Raw genomic sequence first — 20,821 nt, forward strand, 5'->3', positions numbered from 1 at the left:
GATCAGCGCGAGCGTCGAGGGGGCCAGGGTGGCGCCCGCGATGCCGAGCAGGGCCCGGGCGGGCCCGGCGGGGCGGGGTTCCGGGCTCAGCTCCGGGCGCAGTCGGGGCACAGGCCCCGGTAGGTGACCTCGGCGGCGGAGACGGTGAAGCCGAAGCGTTCGGTCTCGGGCAGGCCGTCCAGGGGGCTGCCGAGGGGGTGCACGTCGCGGATCAGCCCGCAGCCCGAGCAGAGCAGGTGTTGGTGGGGGCGGTGGGCGTTGGGGTCGTAGCGCTTGGCCCGGCCGTCGGTGGCCACTTCCACCACTTCGCCGAGGGCGACCAGGTCCCCGAGGGCGTTGTAGACGGTGGCCCGGGAGATCTCCGGGAGGCGGGCGACGGCGCGGGCGTGCACCTCGTCGGCCGTCAGGTGCACGTGGTCCCCGTCGAGGACCTCCGCGACGACCCGTCGTTGGGCCGTCATCCGCCAGCCGCGTGCGCGCAACCGTTCCAACAGGTCACTCATGTGCGTTCACCTCTTCGACCACCCCTTCGACTCGGCGGGAGAACCCGGGTCCTCCGCCCGTCCGGGACCCCCGGGAATGCGAGTTTGGCGTTCGTCTTGACTTGGATTGTGTCCATCGTAGGATCGGCTCCGTTGAGAGCCAAGGGACAGGAACGCTCCAGTACGGCAGGAGACAGAATCGTGACTGAGAACCATGACGCGATCGCCACGGACGCCAAGGCGGCCGGGGCGGGCGGCTGCCCGGTACCCCATGGGCGCGCCGCACACCCCACCCAGGGCGGCGGGAACCGGCAGTGGTGGCCGGAACGCCTGAACCTCAAGATCCTCGCCAAGAACCCGGCCGTCGCCGATCCGCTCGACCCGGCCTTCGACTACGCGGCGGCCTTCGCGGGGCTCGACCTGCCGGCCGTGAAGCGCGACCTCGAAGAGGTCCTGACGACCTCCCAGGACTGGTGGCCCGCGGACTTCGGGCACTACGGCCCGTTCATCATCCGGATGGCCTGGCACAGCGCGGGCACGTACCGCATCAGCGACGGCCGCGGGGGCGCCGGGGCCGGACAGCAGCGGTTCGCCCCGCTCAACAGCTGGCCGGACAACGCCAACCTGGACAAGGCCCGCCGCCTGCTGTGGCCGGTGAAGAAGAAGTACGGGCAGAGCCTGTCCTGGGCCGACCTCATGATCCTCGCCGGGAACGTCGCCCTGGAGTCCATGGGCCTGCGGACCTTCGGCTTCGGCGGCGGCCGCGCCGACGTGTGGGAGCCCGACGAGGACGTGTACTGGGGCCCGGAGACCACCTGGCTCGGGGACGAGCGCTACACCGGCGACCGCGAGCTGGAGAGCCCCCTCGGCGCCGTGCAAATGGGCCTGATCTACGTCAACCCCGAGGGCCCCAACGGCAATCCGGACCCGCTGGCCGCGGCCCGCGACATCCGCGAGACCTTCCGCCGGATGGCCATGAACGACGAGGAGACCGTCGCCCTCGTCGCGGGCGGCCACACCTTCGGCAAGACCCACGGCGCGGGCCCCGCCGACCACGTCGGCGCCGACCCCGAGGCCGCCTCCCTGGCGGAACAGGGTCTGGGCTGGAGCAACACGTACGGCACCGGCAAGGGCGGCGACACCATCACCAGCGGCCTTGAGGGCATCTGGACCGATACGCCCATCACCTGGGACAACAGCTTCTTCGAGATCCTCTTCCGCTACGAGTGGGAGCTGTTCGAGAGCCCGGCGGGCGCGAACCAGTGGCGGCCGAAGGACGGCGGCGGCGCGGGCACCGTCCCCGACGCCCACGACCCGTCCCGCACCCACGCGCCGACCATGCTCACCACCGACCTCGCGCTCCGCGTGGACCCGGCCTACGAGCAGATCTCGCGCCGCTTCCTGGAGCACCCGGAGGAGTTCGCCGACGCCTTCGCCCGCGCCTGGTTCAAGCTGACCCACCGCGACATGGGCCCCGTGGTCCGCTACCTCGGCCCCGAGGTGCCCTCCGAGGAGCTGCTCTGGCAGGACCCGCTGCCGGCCCGGGACCACGAGCTGATCGACGCGGCGGACATCGCCGCCCTGAAGGAGAAGGTCCTCGGCTCCGACCTGACGGTCCCCCAGCTGGTCGCCACCGCATGGGCCGCCGCCTCCTCCTTCCGCGGCAGCGACAAGCGCGGCGGTGCCAACGGCGCCCGGATCCGCCTCCAGCCGCAGGCCGGCTGGGAGGTCAACGAGCCCGACCGGCTGGCCACCGTGCTCAGCGTCCTGGAGGGCATCCGCCAGGAGTTCGACTCCGCGCAGACCGGCGGCAAGCGCGTCTCCCTGGCCGACCTGATCGTCCTGGGCGGTGTCGCCGCCGTGGAGCAGGCCGCCCGGGACGCCGGCATCCCCGTGCAGGTCGGCTTCACCCCCGGCCGCGTGGACGCCTCGCAGGAGCAGACGGACGTGGAGTCCTTCTCGGCCCTGGAGCCCGTGGCCGACGGCTTCCGCAACCACCTGGGCAAGGGGCTGCGGCTGCCCGCGGAGTTCCTGCTGGTGGACCGGGCGAACCTGCTCACCCTCAGCGCCCCCGAGATGACCGTCCTGGTCGGCGGCCTGCGGGTGCTCGGCGCCAACCACGGCGGATCCCCGCTCGGCGTGTTCACCCGGTCCCCCGGCGCCCTGACCAACGACTTCTTCGTCAACCTGCTCGACCTGGGCACGGTCTGGTCGGAGATCGCCGAGGACGCGGGCGTGTTCGAGGGCCGCGACGCCGCCACCGGCGAGGTCAAGTGGACCGGCAGCCGCGTCGACCTGGTCTTCGGCTCCAACTCCGAGCTCCGGGCCCTCGCCGAGGTGTACGCGAGCGACGACGCGGCGGAGAAGTTCGTCCGGGACTTCGCCCGCGCCTGGGAGAAGGTCGCGGACCTGGACCGGTTCGACCTGTCCTGACCCCCGCACCCCGCACCACCGGGGCCGGTCGGATCCTTCCGGCCGGCCCCGTGGCGTCCCCCGCCGGCGGGCCCGCCGCTACGACGCGCGCGGTGGCGGGCCGGGTCGCGGTACGGGGCCGGGCGGCGCCGTGCCGAGGAGTTCGGCCAGGCCCTGGCGGGTCGCGGCGACCACCACCCGGTCCCGCGCGTCGAGGACGTGCCCGGGGTGCAGGTCGAAGAGGAGCCCGCTGACGTGCTCCCGGCCGTCGAGCCGGGTGGTGCGCAGGTCGGGCTGGCGGGCGTCCGGCGCGGTGGTGTCCAGCGCCAGGATCCGCCAGTGCCCCGGCCGGAACGACTCCGCGACGGTGCGCCCCTGCCACAGCGGCACCCCGGCCACGTCCAGCGCCGCGAACAGCAGGACCCGCCGCTCCACCGGTACCGCCCCCAGGATCCGGCGGCCCATCATCGCGCCGGCGAACGCGGGCGCGGCCAGCGAGGTGACGCTGCGGCTGTGCGTCCGGGCCTGCGGATGGGCGGCGCGCAGCGTGCGGTGGACGGCCGTGGCGAAGTCGTCGTCGTACAGGCGCAGCGCCACGCGCAGGCCGGGGGCGAAGGCCCGCGCGCACAGGATCGCTTCGAGGTTGGTGGTGTCCGAACTGGTGAGGGCCAGCAGGGCGCGGGCCCGACCCGTGCGGGCCGCTTCGAGGACCCCTTCCTGCGTGGCGTCACCGAGGACCACGGGCACCCGCAGCCGCCGGGCCAGCGGGATCCCCCGGGCCTCGGGGTCCTCCTCCACGCAGACCACGGGGACGTCCAGCTCCCGGAGCCGGGCCAGGACCCGGGTGCCCACCTTGCCCAGCCCGAGCAGGACCACGTGTCCGGTGGTGCCCCGCGGCGGCCTGCGCAGGGCCGACGCGGACCGGAAGGAGCCCAGGGCCTCCAGCACGGCCGCCACCAGCACGGGCAGCAGCAGGAGGCCGATGAGGCCGGTGAAGAGCTGGAGCAACTGGCGTTCCGTGGGCTCCCCGACGGCCGGGTCGTTGATGGAGAACAGGTCGAGCAGGGTGATGTAGGCGGCGTGGACGGGATGGTCCCCGGTGGTGATCCACGAGGTGACCGCGATGGCGGTGACGGCCGCCGTGAACCCGGCCAGCGACCAGCGGACCCGGCGCGAGAACAGTTCCATGACGGGCAGCCCCGCCACGGCCGGTCGCCGGGCCCGGGCCCGCGGCGTCTCGTGCCGGACCGCTTCGAGCACCAGGGCTCCGCGCTCCGCGGACCGGGCCACGTCCCGGGCGGCCGGGAGCAGCAGCGGCCCGGCCCGGCCGCTGCGGTCGGACCCCTCGGCCCCCGCCGGGTCGGCGTCCGTGGAGGACAGCAGGGCGAGGGTGCACAGGTCCGGTCCGGACGCCTCCCGCCGGCCCCGCGGGGTGCGCTCCACCGCCCGCAGCAGCAGCCCGTCCGCCTGGAGCACCTTCCCCGTCCCGGCGACGACCGCCGCCGCCAGGGCGGGAGCGGCCGTGTCGGCGTCGGAGAGGACCACGGTGGCCAGGTCGTGGGCGGGCGGGGGCGGGGAGGTGGGCAGGGAGGTGGGCAGGGAGGTGGGCAGGGGCGGCGAGGTGGTCGTGGGCGGGGCTCCGGGGGCGCCCTCCGTGCGGCCCGTGCCGTCCGTGTGGGCCGATTCCACGGCCACCGCCGAAGCCTGGTCGAGGAGTTCGGCGAGGTGGCGGCCGAGCTTGCGGTTGTAGAGCCGGATGACGAGGCGCACCCGCGGGTCGATGCGGCGGGCGGCCATCGCCGCCCGGATGTTGGTCTCGTCGTCCTCGTACACGAGCGCGACGGCCGCGGCCCCGGCGGTTCCCGCCTCCCGGAGTGCCGCGGCGTCCGGCACGTCGGCCTCCACGACCCGGGTACCGGAGGGGGGTTCGGGTCCGACGGCGTCGGCGTCGGGAACCAGCAGGGTCACCGACTGCCGGTAGATCTCGCGGAGTTCGACCGTGAGGCGGACCGCCAGGGCGTCGTCGCCGCAGACCACCATCGGGGCGGGCCGCTCACCCGCCGGCCCGCCCGCCCCGCCCTCGGCCGCTCGGTCCATCGGTCCGTCCGCCCGTCGATCCGACTGTCGGTCCGACTGTCGGTCCGCCGGTATGCCGGTCATGGGTCCTCACGGTCGGAGCGGGCGGGGAGCGGCGCGCGGGCCTGGCGCGGTGGGGCGGTCCGGGCGGTTCGGGGGGTTCGGGACCCACGTCCCCGCACCACCCTCCCCGAGTCCTCCGGGCGCTGTCCATCCGTGCTGACACCCATATCCCGCCCCCGCCGCGACCTGGCACGATGAGCCCGCGCCCGCGGCCGGTTCCTGCCCGTGACCCGCCCCGGCGCCGCACCACAGCCGAGACGAATGAGCAAGGGGGACAGAGCTGTGCCTGCTCCACGGATGAGCACCACGCCGCTGCCCGGCATCGGGGTCCAGTACGACCTCGTCACCCGCGAACACCGCCACCTGTCGGTGGTCGCCCATCGGGACGGGACGCGCACGGTCAACGTGTACCGCGCCGACGACCCCGACGCCTGCGCGCAGTCCCTGCACCTGACGGGGGCGGAGACCACCTCCCTGATCGACGCCCTGATGCCCGACCACCACAGCCCGAACCTGCTGCACACCACCGACCTCGGGCTGGTCGCGGAGCGCATCGAGCTGTCGGCGCACTCCCACTGGAACGGGCGGCTGCTCGGCGAGACCCGGATGCGGACGGAGACGGGCGTCTCCGTGGTGGCCGTGCTGCGGCGGGCGGAGGCCCGGCCCTCCCCGGCCCCGGACTTCCGGCTCGCGGGCGGGGACACCCTCATCGTGATCGGCACCCGTGAGGGCGTCGACGCGGCCGCGACGATACTCGGACGGGAGTGAGCGCGTGCACTCTGCCGTCTTCCTCATCGAGTTCGGTGCGATCATCCTCGGCCTGGGCCTGCTCGGCCGGGTCGCCGGACGCCTGCGCTTCTCCCCGATCCCGCTCTACCTGCTGGCCGGCCTGGCCTTCGGCGAGGGCGGTCTGCTGCCGCTCGGCGCGAGCGAGGAGTTCGTCGCGATCGGCGCCGAGATCGGCGTCATCCTGCTGCTGTTGATGCTGGGCCTGGAGTACACGGCCAGCGATCTCGTCTCCAACCTCAAGACGCAGTACCCGGCCGGGCTGGTCGACTTCACCCTCAACGCCCTGCCCGGCGCCGTGGCGGCGCTGCTGATGGGCTGGGGGCCGGTGGCGGCCGTGGTGCTGGCCGGCGTCACGTGGATCTCCTCCTCCGGGGTCATCGCCAAGGTGATGGGCGACCTGGGCCGGATCGGCAACCGCGAGACGCCCGTGATCCTCAGCATCCTGGTCCTGGAGGACCTGGCGATGGCGGTGTACCTGCCCATCGTCACGGCCCTGCTGGCCGGGGTGGGTCTGGCCGCGGGCAGCCTCACCCTGGCGATCGCGCTGGGCGTGGCGGGCGCGGTGCTGTTCGTCGCGGTCCGGTACGGGCGGCTCATCTCGCGGTTCGTCTCCAGCGACGACCCGGAGAAGCTGTTGCTGGTGGTGCTGGGCCTGACGCTGCTCGTGGCGGGCATCGCCCAGCAGCTCCAGGTGTCGGCTGCGGTGGGCGCGTTCCTCGTCGGCATCGCGCTGTCCGGGGAGGTCGCCGAGGGCACGCACACGCTGCTGAGCCCGCTGCGGGACCTGTTCGCCGCCGTGTTCTTCGTCTTCTTCGGCCTCAACACCGATCCGGCGAGCATCCCGCCGGTGCTGCTGCCCGCCCTCGCGCTGGCCGTGGTCACCGCGGGCACGAAGATCGCCACCGGCTACTGGGCGGCCCGCCGCGCCGGGGTCGGGGTGCGGGGCCGCTGGCGGGCCGGCGGCACGCTCGTGGCCCGCGGCGAGTTCTCCATCGTCATCGCCGGTCTGGCGGTGACCGCCGGGATCGAACCCTCGCTGGGCCCGCTGGCCACCGCGTACGTGTTGATCCTGGTGGTCATCGGACCGCTGACGGCCCGCTACACGGAGCCGGTGGCGGCCTGGGTCCGCGAGCGGCGCGGCGCGGGTGCCCCGGCCGTCGCGGCGACGACGGAGGCGGCGGCAGCGGCCGGCGCGGCCGGGGAGCCGGGTGTCGAACGGAAGGCCGCGGACGGGCGGAGCGAGCCCGCCGTACTCGGCGAACTCGGGGAAGGGGCGGAGCAGGCCGGGCAGCCGTCCGCCGAGCAGGATCCGGTGGGCCGGTCCTGACCGTGCCCCGACCGTACCGCCCGTCCGGACGGGGCCGAGGGTCCCGACCGTCCTGAGCACGGTCCCGTCGTCCCGCTGACGGCCGTCGGTCGCGGCCCTCCGGGGCCGGTCAGCGACCGGCGGCCCGCAGGCGGCGCCAGACCGCCTTGGCGGCGTTGTGTCCGGACATGCCGTGCACGCCCGGACCCGGCGGGGTGGCCGAGGAGCACAGGAACACCGCCGGGTGCGGGGTGCCGTACGGGCGCAGGGACAGCTTGGGCCGCAGCAGGAGCTGGAGTCCGGAGGCCGCCCCGCAGGCGATGTCCCCGCCCACGTAGTTGGGGTTGCGGCGGGCGAGTTCGGCCGGTCCGGCGGTGGCGCGGGCCAGTACCAGGTCCCGGAAGCCGGGGGCGAAGCGCTCCAACTGCCGTTCCACGGCCTCGGTGAGGTCCCCGTCCCACCCGTGCGGGACGTGCCCGTACGCCCAGAAGACGTGCTTGCCCTCGGGGGCGCGGCCCGGGTCCACCAGGCTGGGCTGCGCGGTGATCAGGAACGGGTTGCGGGGGGCGCGGCCGCTCGTGGCCAGTTGCAGGGCGGCGTCGATGTCCCGGACCCGCGGGCCGACCTGCACGGTGCCGGCGCGGCGGGCCTCGGGAGCCGTCCAGGGCACCGGCCCGGACAGGGCGTAGTCCAGCTTGAAGGCGGCGGCCCCGTACCGGTAGCCCTGGTAGGCGCTGCCGAGCCGGGCGATCCGGGCCAGGGCGGTGGGCGAGGTGTCGAAGACGTACGCGCGGGCCGGCGGCAGGTCGTCGAGCCGCTTCACCTCGAAGCCGGTGTGGACCTGCCCGCCGAGGTCGCGGAGGTAGCCGGCGAGGGCGTCGGAGAGGGACTGGGAGCCGCCCCGCGGCATCGGCCAGCCGTGTTCGTGCGCGGCGAGCGCGAAGACCAGACCGACGGCACCGGTGGCGATCCCGCCGAGCGGGGCGATCACGTGCGCGACGAGTCCGGCGAGGAGGGCGCGGGCGCGCTCCTCGTGGAAGCGGCCCAGGAGCCAGGTCGACGGCGGCAGCCCGGCCAGGCCGAAGCGGGCCAGGGTGAGCGGGTCGCGGGGCAGGGCGGTGGACGGCAGGGACATGAAGTCCCGTACGAGGGTGTCCCACTTGCCGAGGAAGGGCTCGACGAGCCTGCGGTACGCGCCCGCGTCCCGGGGCCCGAAGGAGGCCGCGGTCTCGGCCACGGACCGGGCCAGGACGGCCGCGGTGCCGTCGTCGAAGGGGTGCGCCATGGGCAGCGGCGCGTGCAGCCACTCCAGCCCGTAGCGGTCCAGCGGCATGGTCCGGAACACCGGGGACCCGGCGCCGAGCGGGTGCACGGCGGAGCACGGGTCGTGGCGGAAGCCCGGCAGGGTCAGTTCCTCGGTGCGGGCTCCCCCGCCGACGGTGTCCCCCGCTTCGAACAGGGCCACGGAGAAGCCGCGTCTGGCCAGTTCGACGGCGGCGGTGAGCCCGTTGGGCCCCGCCCCCACCACGACCGCATCGAGAATCGACGGCACCTTCGGACTCCTTCGTCTGACGGCGGACCCGGCCAGGATAGGCCGGGCCGCTGAAGCGTCTCTAAGCTTCGCCCCGCAACAGGGCGCGGATCCGGGCGGTGGTGGCGGCGTCCCGGCCGACGGCGAACGGCAGGGCGTTGTCCCGGTCCACCCGGAAGGGTTCCCCGGCGACGGTGGAGTGGCTGCCGCCCGCCTCGGTGACCAGCAACAGCCCGGCCGCGTGGTCCCAGGCCGAGGGCCAGGTGAAGGCGAGGGCGTCGGTGCGGCCGCGGGCCACGTCGAGGTAGGCCAGTCCGGCCGAGCCGCAGGGCACGGCGGAGACGCCGGGCACGTCGAGACGGGCCAGGTTCCGCTTGTCCTGGTCGCTGGTGTAGACGGGGTCGGCGGCGGCCACCCGCAGCACGGCCCCCGGCTCGGGCGAACCGGCCGCGATCCGCTCCCCGTTGACGAAGGCGCCGCCGCCGCGGACGGCGGTGGCCATCTCCTCCAGCACGGGGGCGTACGTCCAGGAGGCGAGGAGTTCCCCGCGGTGGGCGAGGGCGACCAGGGTGCAGAAGCCGGTGCGGCCCTCCACGAACTGGCGGGTGCCGTCCACGGGGTCCACGATCCACACCGGGGCGTCCTGGCGCAGGGCGGCGTAGACGCCCGGGTCGTGGTGCACGGCCTCCTCGCCGACGACGACGGAGCCGGGCAGCAGCGCGGTGAGGGAGGCGGTCAGGTGCTCCTCGGCGAGGCGGTCGGCGGCGGTCACCAGATCGTGCGGTCCGCTCTTGACGTCCACCTCGTCCTCGGCGAGCCGCCGGAACCGCGGGGTGATCTCGGCGGCGGCCGCCTTCCGCACGGCGGCGTCGACCTCGGGCAGTCCATGGGCCAGAAAGTCTTCGATCATGCCCCCATCACACCACGCCGGCCCCCGTCTCCCCCACCCCGCCTCCGACGGGGCTCCCCGCCGGACGGGCCGCCGCCGGCGACGGGCACGGGGCGGGCGCACCCGCGGGCGACGGGGACGGGCCGGCTCCGGGGTCCGTCCCCGCGCCCGCTCCGGGCGGAACACCGTCAGGTCGAGGTCAGGGACGGGATGACGTCCCGGCCGTAGGCGTCGATGGTGGCTTCGCGGTTGTCGTGCATGTCGTAGACGGCGAACTGGTGGACGCCCAGGTCGCGGAGGGTGCGGAGTTTGGCGATGTGGGCCTCGGGCGGGCCGAGGAGGCAGAAGCGGTCGACGATCTCGTCGGGGACGAAGGCGGTGTCGGGGTTCCCGGCGCGGCCGTGGTGGCTGTAGTCGTAGCCCTGGCGGGCCTTGATGTACTCGGTGAGTTCGTCGGGGACCATGCCGGAGTGTTCGCCGTAGCGGGAGACGAGCTCGGCGACGTGGTTGCCGACCATGCCGCCGAACCACCGGCACTGGTCGCGGGCGTGGGCCAGGGCCTCCGGGGAGTCGTCGGCGGTGACGTAGGCGGGGGCGGCCACGCAGATGGTGACGGAGTCCGGGTCGCGGCCGGCGGCGGTCGCGGCCTCGCGGACGGCGTGGACCATCCATTCGGTGAGGAACGGGTCGGCGAGCTGGAGGATGAACCCGTCGGCCTTCTGCCCGGTCAGGGCGAGTGCCTTGGGGCCGTAGGCGGCCATCCAGACGGGGAGCTTCCCGTCCTTGATCCAGGGGATGCGGAGGGTGTTGCCGTCGACTTCGGCCTCGCGGCCCTCGGCGAGGTCGCGGATGGCGTCGATGGCCTCGCCGAGGCGGGCCAGGGTGTTGGGGGCTCGGCCCGCGACGCGCATGGCGGAGTCGCCGCGGCCGATGCCGCAGACGGTGCGGTTGCCGTACATGTCGTTGAGGGTGGCGAAGGTGGAGGCGGTGACCTCCCAGGTGCGGGTGCCCGGGTTGGTGACCATCGGGCCGACGTGCAGCTTCCGCGTGTTGGCGAGGATCTGGCTGTAGATGACGAAGGGTTCCTGCCAGAGCACGGCGGAGTCGAAGGTCCAGCCGTAGCGGAAGCCGTTGCGTTCGGCGCGCTTCATCAGGCTGATGACCTGGGAGGCGGGCGGGTCGGTCTGCAGGACGAGTCCGAAGTCCATGCGTCGCTCCTTGCGGGGTGTGCGCGGGCGCCGGGGGGTGCGGGCCCCGGCTGGCCGGCTAGAGGTACTGGCAGGTGGAGCGGTGCAGGAAGGCTCCGTGTCCGGCACGGCCGGTGTACTGGCCCCGTTCGATGACGAGTTCGCCGCGGGAGAGGACGGTGTCCACCCGACCGGTGATCCGTTTACCCTCGTAGGCCGAGTAGTCGACGTTCATGTGGTGGGTGGCGGCGGAGAGGACCTGTTCGGCGTGCGGGTCGTACAGGACGATGTCGGCGTCGGCGCCGGGGGCGATGGTGCCCTTCTGCGGGTACAGGCCGAACATCCGGGCCGGGCTCGCGCAGGCGATCTCGATCCAGCGGCGTCGGCTGATGTGCCCGTCCACGACGGCCTGGTGGAGGAGGTCCATGTGGAGGAGGTCCATGCGGTTCTCCACCCCCGGCAGGCCGTTGGGGATCTTGGAGAAGTCGCCCCGCCCCAGTTCCTTCTGGCCGCGGAAGCAGAAGGGGCAGTGGTCGGTGGAGACCACCTGGAGGTCGTTCGTGCGCAGGCCGCGCCAGAGGGCGGCCTGGTGTTCGCGGGGGCGGAGCGGGGTGGAGCAGACGTACTTGGCGCCCTCGAAGTCGGGCTCGGCGAGGTTGTCGGTGGACAGGAAGAGGTACTGGGGGCAGGTCTCGCCGAAGACCGGGAGACCCTTGTCGCGGGCCGCGGCCAGTTCGGCGACGGCTTCCTCGGCCGAGACATGGACCACGTAGAGGGGGGCGCCCGCGACCCGGGCCAGTTGGACGGCCCGGTGGGTGGCCTCGGCTTCGAGGAGGGTCCGGCGGACCTCGCCGTGGTGGCGGGGGTCGGTCTCGCCGCGGGCCAGGGCCTGTTCGATGAGCACGTCGATGGCGATGCCGTTCTCGGCGTGCATCATGATCAGCCCGCCGTTGCCGGAGGCCCGCTGCATGGCGCGCAGGATCTGCCCGTCGTCGGAGTAGAAGACCCCCGGGTAGGCCATGAAGAGCTTGAAGGAGCTGATGCCCTCCTCGACGAGCCCGTCCATCTCCTTGAGGGTGTGCTCGTTGACGTCCGAGACGATCATGTGGAAGCCGTAGTCGATGGCGCAGTTGCCGTCGGCCTTGGCGTACCAGGTGTCCAGGCCGGCGCGCAGGGCCTGGCCCTGGGACTGCACGGCGAAGTCGATGATCGTGGTGGTGCCGCCCCAGGCGGCGGCGCGGGTGCCGGTCTCGAAGGTGTCGGAGGCGGAGGTGCCGCCGAAGGGCAGCTCCATGTGGGTGTGGGCGTCGACGCCGCCCGGGATGACGTACTTGCCGGTGGCGTCGAGGATCCGGTCGGCGGTCCAGCCGGCGGCGGTCTCGCTGCCGTGGGCGGCGAGGGCGGCGATCCGGCCGTCCTCGACGAGGACGTCTGCGTGCATCTCGTCGGCGGCGGTGACGACCAGTCCGCCGCGGATCAGGGTGCGGGTGCTCATGGGTGCGGTCCCCTCGTGGCTGCGGTTCGGCGGGTCCCCCGGGCGGAGGCCGTCAGAGGCCGTTCAGGGCCCCTTCGAGGATCTCGGCGCCCTCCTCGGCCTCGGCGACGGTGAGCGTGAGCGGGGGTGCGAGGCGCAGCACGCTGGTGTCGTGTCCGCCGCCCTTGCCGATCAGGAGGCCGCCGGCGCGGGCGGCTTCGAGGACGGCGGCGGCCGCTTCGGGGTGGGCTCGGTCGGTGCCGGGGTGGACCAGTTCGATCCCGGCCATCAGGCCGCGGCCGCGGACCTCCCGGACGTGCGCGACGGGGGCGCAGATGGCGCGGAGGCGTTCCAGGAGGAGGCCGCCGACCCGGCGGGCGTTGCCCTGGAGGTCGTGTTCGAGCAGGTAGCCGAGGTTGGCGAGGCCCGCGGCCATCGTGACGGGGGAACCGCCGAAGGTGGAGATGGAGTTGGCGTCGAGGCAGTTCATGACCTCGGCGCGGGCCACGACCCCGCCGATGGACATGCCGTTGCCGATGCCCTTGGCGAAGGTGAGGATGTCGGGCGGGCCGTTCCGGCCGTGCGCCTGCCAGCCCCAGAAGTGGTCGCCGGTGCGGCCCCAGCCGGTCTGCACCTCGTCGCTGATCCAGAGGATGCCGTGCCGGTCGAGGACCTCGCGGAAGGCGGCGTACAGGCCGTCGGGCGGGGAGGTGAACCCGCCGACGCCCTGGATCGGTTCGGCGATGAGCGCGGCGACCCCGCCGCGGGCCTGGCCGAGCAGGTCCTCCAGGTCGGCGACGCAGGCGGCGGTGAACCCGGCGTCGTCGAGTCCGGCGAAGGGACCGCGGCCGCGGACGGCGCCGTGCACGTAGAGGGTCTGGAGCGGGGAGAGGCTGGTCGGGGACCAGCCCTGGTTCCCGGTGATGGAGACGGTGGAGAAGGACCGGCCGTGGTAGCTGTTGCGCATGGCCAGGATCTGGTTGGAGCGCCGGTACGTGGTGGCCAGCAGCAGGGCCGCGTCGTTGGCCTCGGTGCCGGAGGTGGTGAAGAAGACCCGGGCGTCCGGGATCCCGGACAGGGCCGCCACCCGCTCCGCCAGCTCGATCATGGACCGGTTGAGGTAGAGGGTGGAGGAGTGGATGATCCGGGCGGCCTGGTCGGCGACGGCCTTGGTCACCTCGGGCAGCGCGTGCGCCGTCATCGTGGTGAGGATGCCGCCGAAGAAGTCGAGGTAGCGGTTGCCGTCGGCGTCCCAGACGTACCGGCCCTCGCCGTGGGTGAGTTCGAGGGGCCGCTCGTAGTAGAGGGCGAGCCAGTCGGGGAGGACGGCGCGGTGGCGGTGGTGCAGCGACAGGGGTGACATCACGGCTGGACCAGTCCTCCGTAGGCGTCGGGGCGGCGGTCGCGGTAGAAGGCCCACTGCTGTCGGACCTCTTCGATCAGACCGAGGTCGAGGTCGCGGACGAGCAGTTCCTCGGCCTTGTCGCTCGCGGCCTCGCCGACGAGTTGCCCGCGGGGGTCGACGAAGTAGCTGGTGCCGTAGAAGTCGTTGTCGCCGTACTCCTCCTGGCCGACGCGGTTGATCGCGGCGATGAAGTACTCGTTGGCGACGGCGGAGGCGGGCTGCTCAAGCTGCCACAGGTACGCGGAGAGGCCGCGTGAGGTGGCGGACGGGTTGTAGACCAACTGGGCTCCGGCGAGGCCGAGTTGCCGCCAACCTTCGGGGAAGTGCCGGTCGTAGCAGATGTACACGCCGACCTTGCCGACGGCCGTGTCGAACACGGGCCAGCCGAGGTTGCCGGGGCGGAAGTAGTACTTCTCCCAGAATCCTCTGACCTGCGGGATGTGGTGCTTGCGGTATTTGCCGAGGTAGCTGCCGTCGGCGTCGATGACGGCAGCGGTGTTGTAGTAGAAGCCCTCGCTCTCGATCTCGAAGACCGGAACGACGATCACCATGCCGGTCTCCCGGGCGAGCTCCTGCATCCGGCGGACGGTGGGGCCGTCCGGGACGGGCTCGGCCCAGCGGTAGTGCTCGGGCTCTTGGACCTGGCAGAAGTAGGGGGCGTTGAACACCTCCTGGAATCCGATGATCCGGGCGCCCTGGCGGGCCGCCTCCCGGGCGTGTTCCTCATGCTTGGCGATCATCGATTCGGTGTCCCCGGTCCAGGTGGCCTGGACCAGGGCGGCGCGGATGACGGGGGCCATGAGCTGCTCCTTCGACGGGGCGTCAGAGGGCGACTGCGGTTCTACGCAGGTAGATGCCCCTGCGTAGATAGGAGAACGTAAGCCCCGTTCGGGGTCGGGGCAAGACCATCGCGGGCAACCCGCAGAGTCGATCATCTTCGGGCTCGGGGTGATCCGAAGCGGGCGGGTGCGGGCGGATTTGCCCCTCCGGGGGGGTGCGCCGAGCCGCTGCCGCGGCCCCTTTCGGGGGCTCCGCCCCCGTGCCGGATCGGAAGCGAGGTCGAGCCCGCGCGCGGCGTGTCCCCGGCCCGCCGGGGCTACTGGGTGGGGAGGCCGGCCACGCGGAGGGCGTGGAGGAGGTCGCGGTGGCGGGCTTCCGAGATCGAGCGGGCCGCTTGGAGGAGGCGGGGGGCCAGGCGTCGCGGGTCGTGGCGGGCCACCCGGGCCGACTCCTCGGCGGACCGCACCCGTACGAAGGCCCCCAGCAGGGCCCCGGCCTCCTGGTCCCGGCCCGCGTCCCACAGGGCGAGGGCCGCGTCGGCGATCTCCGCCGCGGGGCGGGCCACGCCCTGGCGGAGGAGTTGGCCGCAGTCGGCGGCCCGGCCCGCGATCCCCAGGGCGGCCGCGGCCGCGGCGAGCCTCGCGGGCGGCAGGGAGGCCGCTTCCCAGAGCAGGGTGGCCCAGTCGGCGGACAGCCCGGCGCGGGTGAGTTCCGCGGCGAGTTCCGGGAGGAGTTCGGGGGGTCCGGCGGCGGCCTCGCAGAGCAGGGCGTGGGCCTCGCCGCTGCGGTGCTGGGCCCGGAGCCCGATGAGCGCCGCGACCGTCCCCGCCACCCCGACCGGACCGGCGGCCGGGTCGGGGGCGGGAGTGGGGGCGGGGTGCGGGCGGCCGGGGGGTGCCTCCGGTGTCGGGGGCGGGGCGTAGCGGGCGCCCCGGGGGGCGGGGGCGGGGTCGGTGCGGCCGGGGAGCGGCTGGGCGGGCGACCCGGGGTCGGCCGGGGGCGCTCCGGCGTGGCGGGCGCCGCCGAGGCGCCAACCGGGGAGCCGGCGTCCGGTGCCCCCGATGGCGCGCTGTCGCGCGGGCACGGGGGCCCATCGGCCCGACCCGGGCTCGGGGACCGGCCCCGGATCGGAGATGGGGCCGCTGCCGCCGGCCGTCGGGCGGGTACTCGGCGCAGCCGGTGCGGGCGGGCCGGTCGGGGCGGACAGGGCGTCCAGGCGGCTCGTCAGGTCGGTGCAGCGGGACTCGGCGCGGGCCAGGTCGTCCCGGGTCCAGGAGAGTTCGGCGTCCAGGTGGGGGCCGGGGGCGCGGCCGCGGAGGTCGCGGAGGGTGGCGAGGGCGGTGCCGCGTTGGGCGCGGGCCATGGCCAGGACCGCCGTGAGTTCCTCGTGGCCGCCGGGGCGCCGGTCGTGGGTGCGCACCGCTTCCGCGCGCAGGCCGGCGAGGACGGCGGTCTCGTGGGCGGCGCGGTGCGGGCCCCGCAGGGCGGCCAGGTCCTGCATCAGGGAGTCCAGTACGTCCACGGGCGGGATGGCCGCCCCGGTGAGACAGGCCCGGACCCCCTCGGGGTCGCGGCGCAGGAATTCCGCGTACCAGCCGGACGCGGGGTCCAGGAGGGGGCTCAACTCCCGCAGGTATCCGGCGAGTCGGGCCACCGGGTCGGCCGAGCCGTTCGTCGCTTCCGCTCCGCTGTCCATGGCGGCATTGCACCGCACGGGTGTTACGGGCGGGCTACGGGAGTTTCAAGGCCCGATGGCGGGCGTGACGGCGATCCCGGTGTGCGGGCGCTTGCCCAGTCGGAAGACCATGGCGGGCCAGTCCACCGCCCAGAACTGCCAGGTGTACTTCCGGGAGAGCAGCCCGCGCACGTGGCGGGTGCCGTCCGCGTCGAGCAGCCGGGCCGTGCCCTCCAGGGAGGGGGCGCCGGGGACCACGCGTCCGCGCACGTCACAGGCGGTGAGCGTGACGCGCGGGTTGTTGCGGATCCGCTTCACCTTCCAGGAGTCGGTACGGGTCCACACGTACAGGTCACCCCCGTCCTCGGCCGCCCAGACGGGGGTCGCGACGGGGGTGCCGTCCTTCTTGAAGGTCGTGAGGCTGACGTACGCGCCACGGCCGAGTTCCTCAACGGTCACAGTCATGGGGCGAGGGTAGGCCGTGGACGGGCCTCAGGCCCCGCCGGGGCCCGCCGCGCCCGCGGCGGAAGAGGTCACCGCCGCCGAGGAGGACGCGGCGGGGGAGACCGGAGAGGGCGCCGACGGGAGCGGGTCCGCGGCGTGGGTCAGGGTCTCCCAGGCGACGAACAGGTCGTCGGTCCCGGCCGGCCGCATCCGTTCGGCGAGCTCGCGGGTGAACGGGAGGGCGGCGCCGGCGCGGCCCTCGTAGTGCCCGAGGGCGACCTCCAGGTCGGGGCCCATGGTCCGCTCGACCTTCCCTCCGCACAGCCACTCCGGCGCGGCCTCGCCCAGCTGGTAGCGGGAGTGGAACTCCAGCGCCGCCGTCAGTCGGCGGGACTGCTCCCCGTACAGGTCCACGCCCTGGTGCCAGGCCGTCTCCGCGATGTGCGCCGAGGCGGCGAGGGCGTAGCCCACGTGCATCAGGTTGCGGCAGGTCTCCTGGGCCAGCCCGTCCCGGAAGGCGGTCTGCCCGAACCAGTAGGTGGTGACCTTCTCGGGGGTGTCCAGGCCCGCGTTCTGCGGGGCCTTGGGGCGGGGGCCGTCGGAGGTGAGGTAGAAGTACGCGGGGACCCGGTCGCGGAAGCGGCGCAGGGCCTCCGCGAAGACCTGCTGGTCCTCCAGGTGGACGGCGATGGAGATGGTGGCGTCGGTCATGGCCAGCTCCCAGTTGCCGTTGAAGGCGGGCACCTGGTCGCGGACGGTGGGCAGGTAGGCGGTGCGGAGCATCTCGCCGAAGCGGTCGGCGCGAGCGCCTCGCCAGGCCGGGTAGCCGGCGCGCAGGACGTCGGCGGCCCGCGCCCAGGCGGCCCCGGCCCAGGCGGCCTGGAGTCCGGCGTTGCCGCCGGTGTGCCGCTCCATGACGGCCGACCAGGCGTCCATGATCTCGGCGGACTTGCGGGCGTGCGCGGTCTCGCCGGTGACCGACCACAGCAGGGCGTGGGTGTACGCGGCGAGGGCGTCCTGACGTTCGTCCAGGCAGGCGACGGGTCCGGCGTTGAAGGGGCAGTTCACCACGTCCACGGGGTGCGCGGTGTAGTCCGGGGCGGCGTACCGGCTGGCGAGGACGGCCCGGTGGGCGGAGGCCCAGGGCTCCGCGCCGCGGGCCACCCCCTCCTTGGCGCGGGCCAGCTGGTCGTGGCCGACCACCACACCGGGGTGCCGGAACACCACGTCGGTGACGGACTTGGTGTGGGCGCGGCCCTGCGGGGCGGCGCAGGCCGCGAGCAGCAGGCCCGCGGCGAGCAGGCCGCCGAGCAGTCCGAGGCCGAATCGCTTGGATGCGTTCTGTGCAGACACGCCTTCACCGATGCCCCGGTAGGGGCGCGGCCCATCGCGGGTTGGGCCGAACGGCGGCCGGGCCGGACCCGGGCGGGGGCGGCCTCGGGGCGCGCTCCCCGCCCCGCCCGGGCCCGCCCCCGGTCAGGCGGGCAGCGGGGCGCACCGCCGGATGAGCTCGTCCATGGACAGGCCGAGGGCGTCGGCGAGGGCCGCCACGGTGAAGAAGGCCGGGGTCGGGGCCCGGCCGGTCTCGATCTTGCGCAGGGTCTCCGGGGAGAGCCCGGCCCGCGCGGCCACGTCGACCATGCTGCGGTCCCCACGGGCCGCGCGCAGCAGCGAGCCGAGCCGCTCGCCGCGCTCGCGCTCCTCGGGGGTCAGGGGTGTGCGTACCATGGCGTCCATTCTAATACCGGTATAGTTATTGGAATGATCGAGCTGAAGACAGACCGTGAGATCGGGGAGATGCGGCGTGCCGGGCGGGTCGTGGCCCGTGCCCTCCAGGCCGTCCGGGAGGCCGCCGGACCGGGGGTGAGCCTGCGGGAACTGGACCGGGTGGCCCGCGGGGTCCTCGACGCCGCCGGCGCCGGATCCCCCTTCCTGAACTACCACCCCTCCTTCGCCCCCACGCCCTTCCCGGCCGTGGTGTGCGCCTCCGTGAACGACGCCATCGTGCACGGCATCCCGGACGACTACCGGCTGGCCGAGGGCGACCTCGTCAGCATCGACTGCGGGGCCGTCCTCGACGGCTGGGTCGGGGACGCCGCCGTCAGCTTCACCGTCGGCGCGGGCCGCCCCGAGGACCTGGCCCTGATCCGCACCGCCGAGGAAGCCCTGCGGGCCGGGATCGCGGCGGCCGTGCCCGGCAACCGCATCGGGGACATCGCGCACGCCGTCGGCTCCGTCTGCCGGGCCGCCGGGTACGGCATCCCCGACGGCTTCGGCGGGCACGGCGTGGGCCGGACCATGCACGAGGAACCGGGCGTCCCCAACGAGGGCCGCCCCGGGCGCGGCACCCGGCTGCGCCCCGGCATGGTCCTGGCCATCGAGCCGATGCTCATCGCCGGCGGCACCGACGACTACCGCCCCGACGCGGACGGCTGGACCCTGCGCACCGTGGACGGCAGCCGGGCCGCCCACGCCGAGCACACGGTGGCGATCACCACGGCGGGCCCGCGGATCCTCACCGCGCTCTGACCCGGGGCCGATCCGCGACCGCCACCGCCGCCGGGGCCCCACCCGGGGCCCGCCGAGGGCCCCGAGGGGCACCCCCGACGGGCCACCGGGCGGCGGCAGGCGGGCGGGCGGGCCCGCTACGGCCTGCCGTGCGGGTGCACCACCATCGCGGAGCCGCCACCCCGGCGCACCGGCTCGGCCGCGGCCAGCCAGCGTCCGTCCGGCAGCCGCTGCACCCCGGTGGCCGCGCCGATCTCCGGGTTCTGCCGGAAACCGTGCCCGAGCGCCTCCAGCTCCGCCCGCACCGGGGCACCCCACAGACCGGGCTCCAGCTCGGTGGTGGTCTGGTTGCGCTGGCTGGCCCGCGGCGCGGCGATCGCGTCGACCAGGGGCAGTCCGCGGTCCAGGTGCCCGGTCAGGATCTGCAGCACGGTCGTGATGATCGTCGCCCCGCCCGGGGAACCCACCGCGAGCACCGGCCGCCCGTGGTCGAGGACGATCGTCGGCGACATCGAGGACCGCGGCCGCTTCCCGGGTCCGGGCAGGTTCGGGTCCGGGACCCCCGGCGCCGCCGGGGCGAAGGAGAAGTCGGTCAGCTCGTTGTTCAGCAGGAAGCCGCGCCCCGGCACGGTGATGGCGCTGCCGCCGGTGGACTCGATGGTCAGGGTGTACGAGACCACGTTGCCCCAACGGTCGGCGGCCGTCAGGTGCGTGGTGTTCTCCCCCTCGTAGGTGGTGGGGGCCGCCTTCCCGGTGCCGCCGCACGGCACCGGCTTCCGCGGGTCGCCGGGGGCCAGCGGGCTGGTCAGCGCCCGACCCGGGTCGATCAGGCAGCCCCGGGAGTCGGCGTACCGCTGGGACAGCAGCTCCCGCGTCGGCACGTCGGAGAAGGCCGGGTCACCGACCCAGCGCCCCCGGTCCGCGAAGGAGATCCGGGACGCCTCGATGAACCGGTGCAGGTACTGCTCGTGCGACAGCGAACCCAGCCGGGACCGCTCCAGGATGTTCAGGGCCTCCCCGACGGTGGTGCCGCCCGAGGAGGACGGGGCCATCCCGTACACGTCCAGCCCCCGGTACGACAGCCGGGTCGGGGCCTGCCGCTTCACCGCGTAGCGGCGCAGGTCCGAGGCGGTCAGATCGCCCGGCCGCACCACCCGGGTGGCCGCCGGGTCCACCGGAGGCTTCCGGACGGTCCGCACGATGTCCTCGGCCAGCGGGCCGCGGTAGAGCGCCCCGGTGCCCCGACGGCCCAGTTCGGCGTACGTGTCCGCCAGGTCCGGGTTCTTGAACACCGAGCCGACCACGGGCAGTTCCCCACCCGGCAGGAACAGCGAGCGGGTCGCCGGGAAGTCCCGGAACCGGGCCTCGTTCGCGGCGGTCTGCGCCCGGAAGGTGGCGTCCACCGCGAACCCGTCCCGGGCCAGCTTCTCGGCGGGCTTCAACAACTGCCCGAGTGGGCGGCTCCCCCAGGAGTCCAGCACCGCCGACCAGGTGGCCGGGGTCCCCGGCACGCCCACCGAACGGCCGCTGGTCTGCCCCTGGTCGAAGGGGATGGGCTGCCCGTTCTCCAGGAACAGGTCCTCGCCCGCGGTGGCCGGGGCGGTCTCGCGCCCGTCCACCGTGTACACCTGGCGCCGGGACGCGTCGTAGTAGACGAAGTACCCGCCGCCCCCGATGCCCGCCGAATACGGCTCGGTCACCCCCAGGGCGGCGGCCGTGGCCACCGCGGCGTCCACGGCGTTGCCCCCGGCGCGCAGCACCGCGATGCCCGCCGCGGAGGCGTCCGCGTCGGCACTGGCC

Annotated in this window: 17 protein-coding genes; 4 read left to right on the forward strand and 13 right to left on the reverse strand. The window is 74.5% G+C overall.

Annotated features, from left to right (window positions below):
- Positions 1-86: 86 nt before the first annotated feature.
- Positions 87-503 (reverse strand): Fur family transcriptional regulator, encoded by a 417-nt coding sequence (locus ABTZ17_RS29395; RefSeq protein WP_352198791.1) that lies wholly within the window; start codon positions 501-503, stop codon positions 87-89.
- 180 nt (positions 504-683) lie between these two features.
- Between ABTZ17_RS29395 and katG the strand changes: the two genes are divergently transcribed.
- Positions 684-2,915 carry a catalase/peroxidase HPI gene (katG, locus tag ABTZ17_RS29400; protein WP_352198792.1) on the forward strand — a complete coding sequence of 744 codons (2,232 nt, stop codon included), beginning with the start codon at positions 684-686 and terminating at the stop codon, positions 2,913-2,915.
- Between the two features lie 78 nt (positions 2,916-2,993).
- Here katG and ABTZ17_RS29405 read toward each other — a convergent pair whose 3' ends face one another.
- Positions 2,994-4,934 (reverse strand): NAD-binding protein, encoded by a 1,941-nt coding sequence (locus ABTZ17_RS29405; RefSeq protein WP_352198805.1) that lies wholly within the window; start codon positions 4,932-4,934, stop codon positions 2,994-2,996.
- A gap of 381 nt (positions 4,935-5,315) precedes the next feature.
- On the opposite strand from ABTZ17_RS29405, the gene ABTZ17_RS29410 reads away from it, so the two are divergent.
- On the forward strand, positions 5,316-5,801 hold the full coding sequence (locus tag ABTZ17_RS29410; protein ID WP_502994895.1) for a cation:proton antiporter regulatory subunit: 486 nt from the start codon (positions 5,316-5,318) through the stop codon (positions 5,799-5,801).
- Between the two features lie 4 nt (positions 5,802-5,805).
- Complete coding sequence (locus ABTZ17_RS29415; protein ID WP_352198794.1) at positions 5,806-7,149, forward strand: cation:proton antiporter; 1,344 nt, start codon at positions 5,806-5,808, stop codon at positions 7,147-7,149.
- 109 nt (positions 7,150-7,258) lie between these two features.
- Here the strand turns inward: ABTZ17_RS29415 and ABTZ17_RS29420 are convergent, their stop codons facing one another.
- The 10 genes from ABTZ17_RS29420 to ABTZ17_RS29465 form a co-directional block, all read right to left on the reverse strand.
- Positions 7,259-8,680 (reverse strand): phytoene desaturase family protein, encoded by a 1,422-nt coding sequence (locus tag ABTZ17_RS29420; protein ID WP_352198795.1) that lies wholly within the window; start codon positions 8,678-8,680, stop codon positions 7,259-7,261.
- A gap of 61 nt (positions 8,681-8,741) precedes the next feature.
- Positions 8,742-9,569, reverse strand: a complete 828-nt coding sequence (locus tag ABTZ17_RS29425; protein WP_352198796.1) for an inositol monophosphatase family protein — start codon at positions 9,567-9,569, stop codon at positions 8,742-8,744.
- Positions 9,570-9,736: 167 nt separating this feature from the next.
- The gene (locus ABTZ17_RS29430) at positions 9,737-10,756 is read right to left on the reverse strand and encodes a TIGR03842 family LLM class F420-dependent oxidoreductase (RefSeq protein ID WP_352198797.1); all 1,020 of its coding nucleotides are present in this window, start codon (positions 10,754-10,756) and stop codon (positions 9,737-9,739) included.
- A gap of 58 nt (positions 10,757-10,814) precedes the next feature.
- Positions 10,815-12,230: a dihydropyrimidinase gene (hydA, locus tag ABTZ17_RS29435; protein ID WP_352198798.1), complete on the reverse strand. Its 1,416-nt coding sequence runs from the start codon at positions 12,228-12,230 to the stop codon at positions 10,815-10,817.
- Between the two features lie 52 nt (positions 12,231-12,282).
- Positions 12,283-13,572 (reverse strand): aspartate aminotransferase family protein, encoded by a 1,290-nt coding sequence (locus ABTZ17_RS29440; protein ID WP_352198806.1) that lies wholly within the window; start codon positions 13,570-13,572, stop codon positions 12,283-12,285.
- Complete coding sequence (locus tag ABTZ17_RS29445; protein ID WP_352198799.1) at positions 13,572-14,414, reverse strand: nitrilase-related carbon-nitrogen hydrolase; 843 nt, start codon at positions 14,412-14,414, stop codon at positions 13,572-13,574. Before ABTZ17_RS29445 ends, ABTZ17_RS29440 begins: the two co-directional genes overlap by 1 nt.
- Positions 14,415-14,710: 296 nt before the next feature.
- Positions 14,711-16,090 carry a hypothetical protein gene (locus tag ABTZ17_RS29450; protein WP_352198800.1) on the reverse strand — a complete coding sequence of 460 codons (1,380 nt, stop codon included), beginning with the start codon at positions 16,088-16,090 and terminating at the stop codon, positions 14,711-14,713.
- Positions 16,091-16,135: 45 nt separating this feature from the next.
- A complete protein-coding gene (locus ABTZ17_RS29455) occupies positions 16,136-16,534 on the reverse strand; it encodes a PPOX class F420-dependent oxidoreductase (protein ID WP_502994897.1) in 399 nt (132 codons plus the stop codon).
- Between the two features lie 27 nt (positions 16,535-16,561).
- On the reverse strand, positions 16,562-17,866 hold the full coding sequence (locus ABTZ17_RS29460; RefSeq protein WP_352198801.1) for an alginate lyase family protein: 1,305 nt from the start codon (positions 17,864-17,866) through the stop codon (positions 16,562-16,564).
- A 123-nt stretch (positions 17,867-17,989) separates the two neighbouring features.
- Positions 17,990-18,241 carry a helix-turn-helix domain-containing protein gene (locus ABTZ17_RS29465; RefSeq protein WP_352198802.1) on the reverse strand — a complete coding sequence of 84 codons (252 nt, stop codon included), beginning with the start codon at positions 18,239-18,241 and terminating at the stop codon, positions 17,990-17,992.
- Positions 18,242-18,274: 33 nt separating this feature from the next.
- On the opposite strand from ABTZ17_RS29465, the gene map reads away from it, so the two are divergent.
- Positions 18,275-19,042 (forward strand): type I methionyl aminopeptidase, encoded by a 768-nt coding sequence (gene map / locus ABTZ17_RS29470; RefSeq protein ID WP_352198803.1) that lies wholly within the window; start codon positions 18,275-18,277, stop codon positions 19,040-19,042.
- A 116-nt stretch (positions 19,043-19,158) separates the two neighbouring features.
- On the opposite strand, the gene ggt is transcribed toward map, so the two are convergent.
- Positions 19,159-20,821: gamma-glutamyltransferase (gene ggt / locus ABTZ17_RS29475; protein ID WP_352198804.1), on the reverse strand; the 1,663-nt coding region annotated here is incomplete at its 5' end.

The organism is Streptomyces sp. NPDC097619, from assembly GCF_040302735.1.
Taxonomy (GTDB): domain Bacteria; phylum Actinomycetota; class Actinomycetes; order Streptomycetales; family Streptomycetaceae; genus Streptomyces.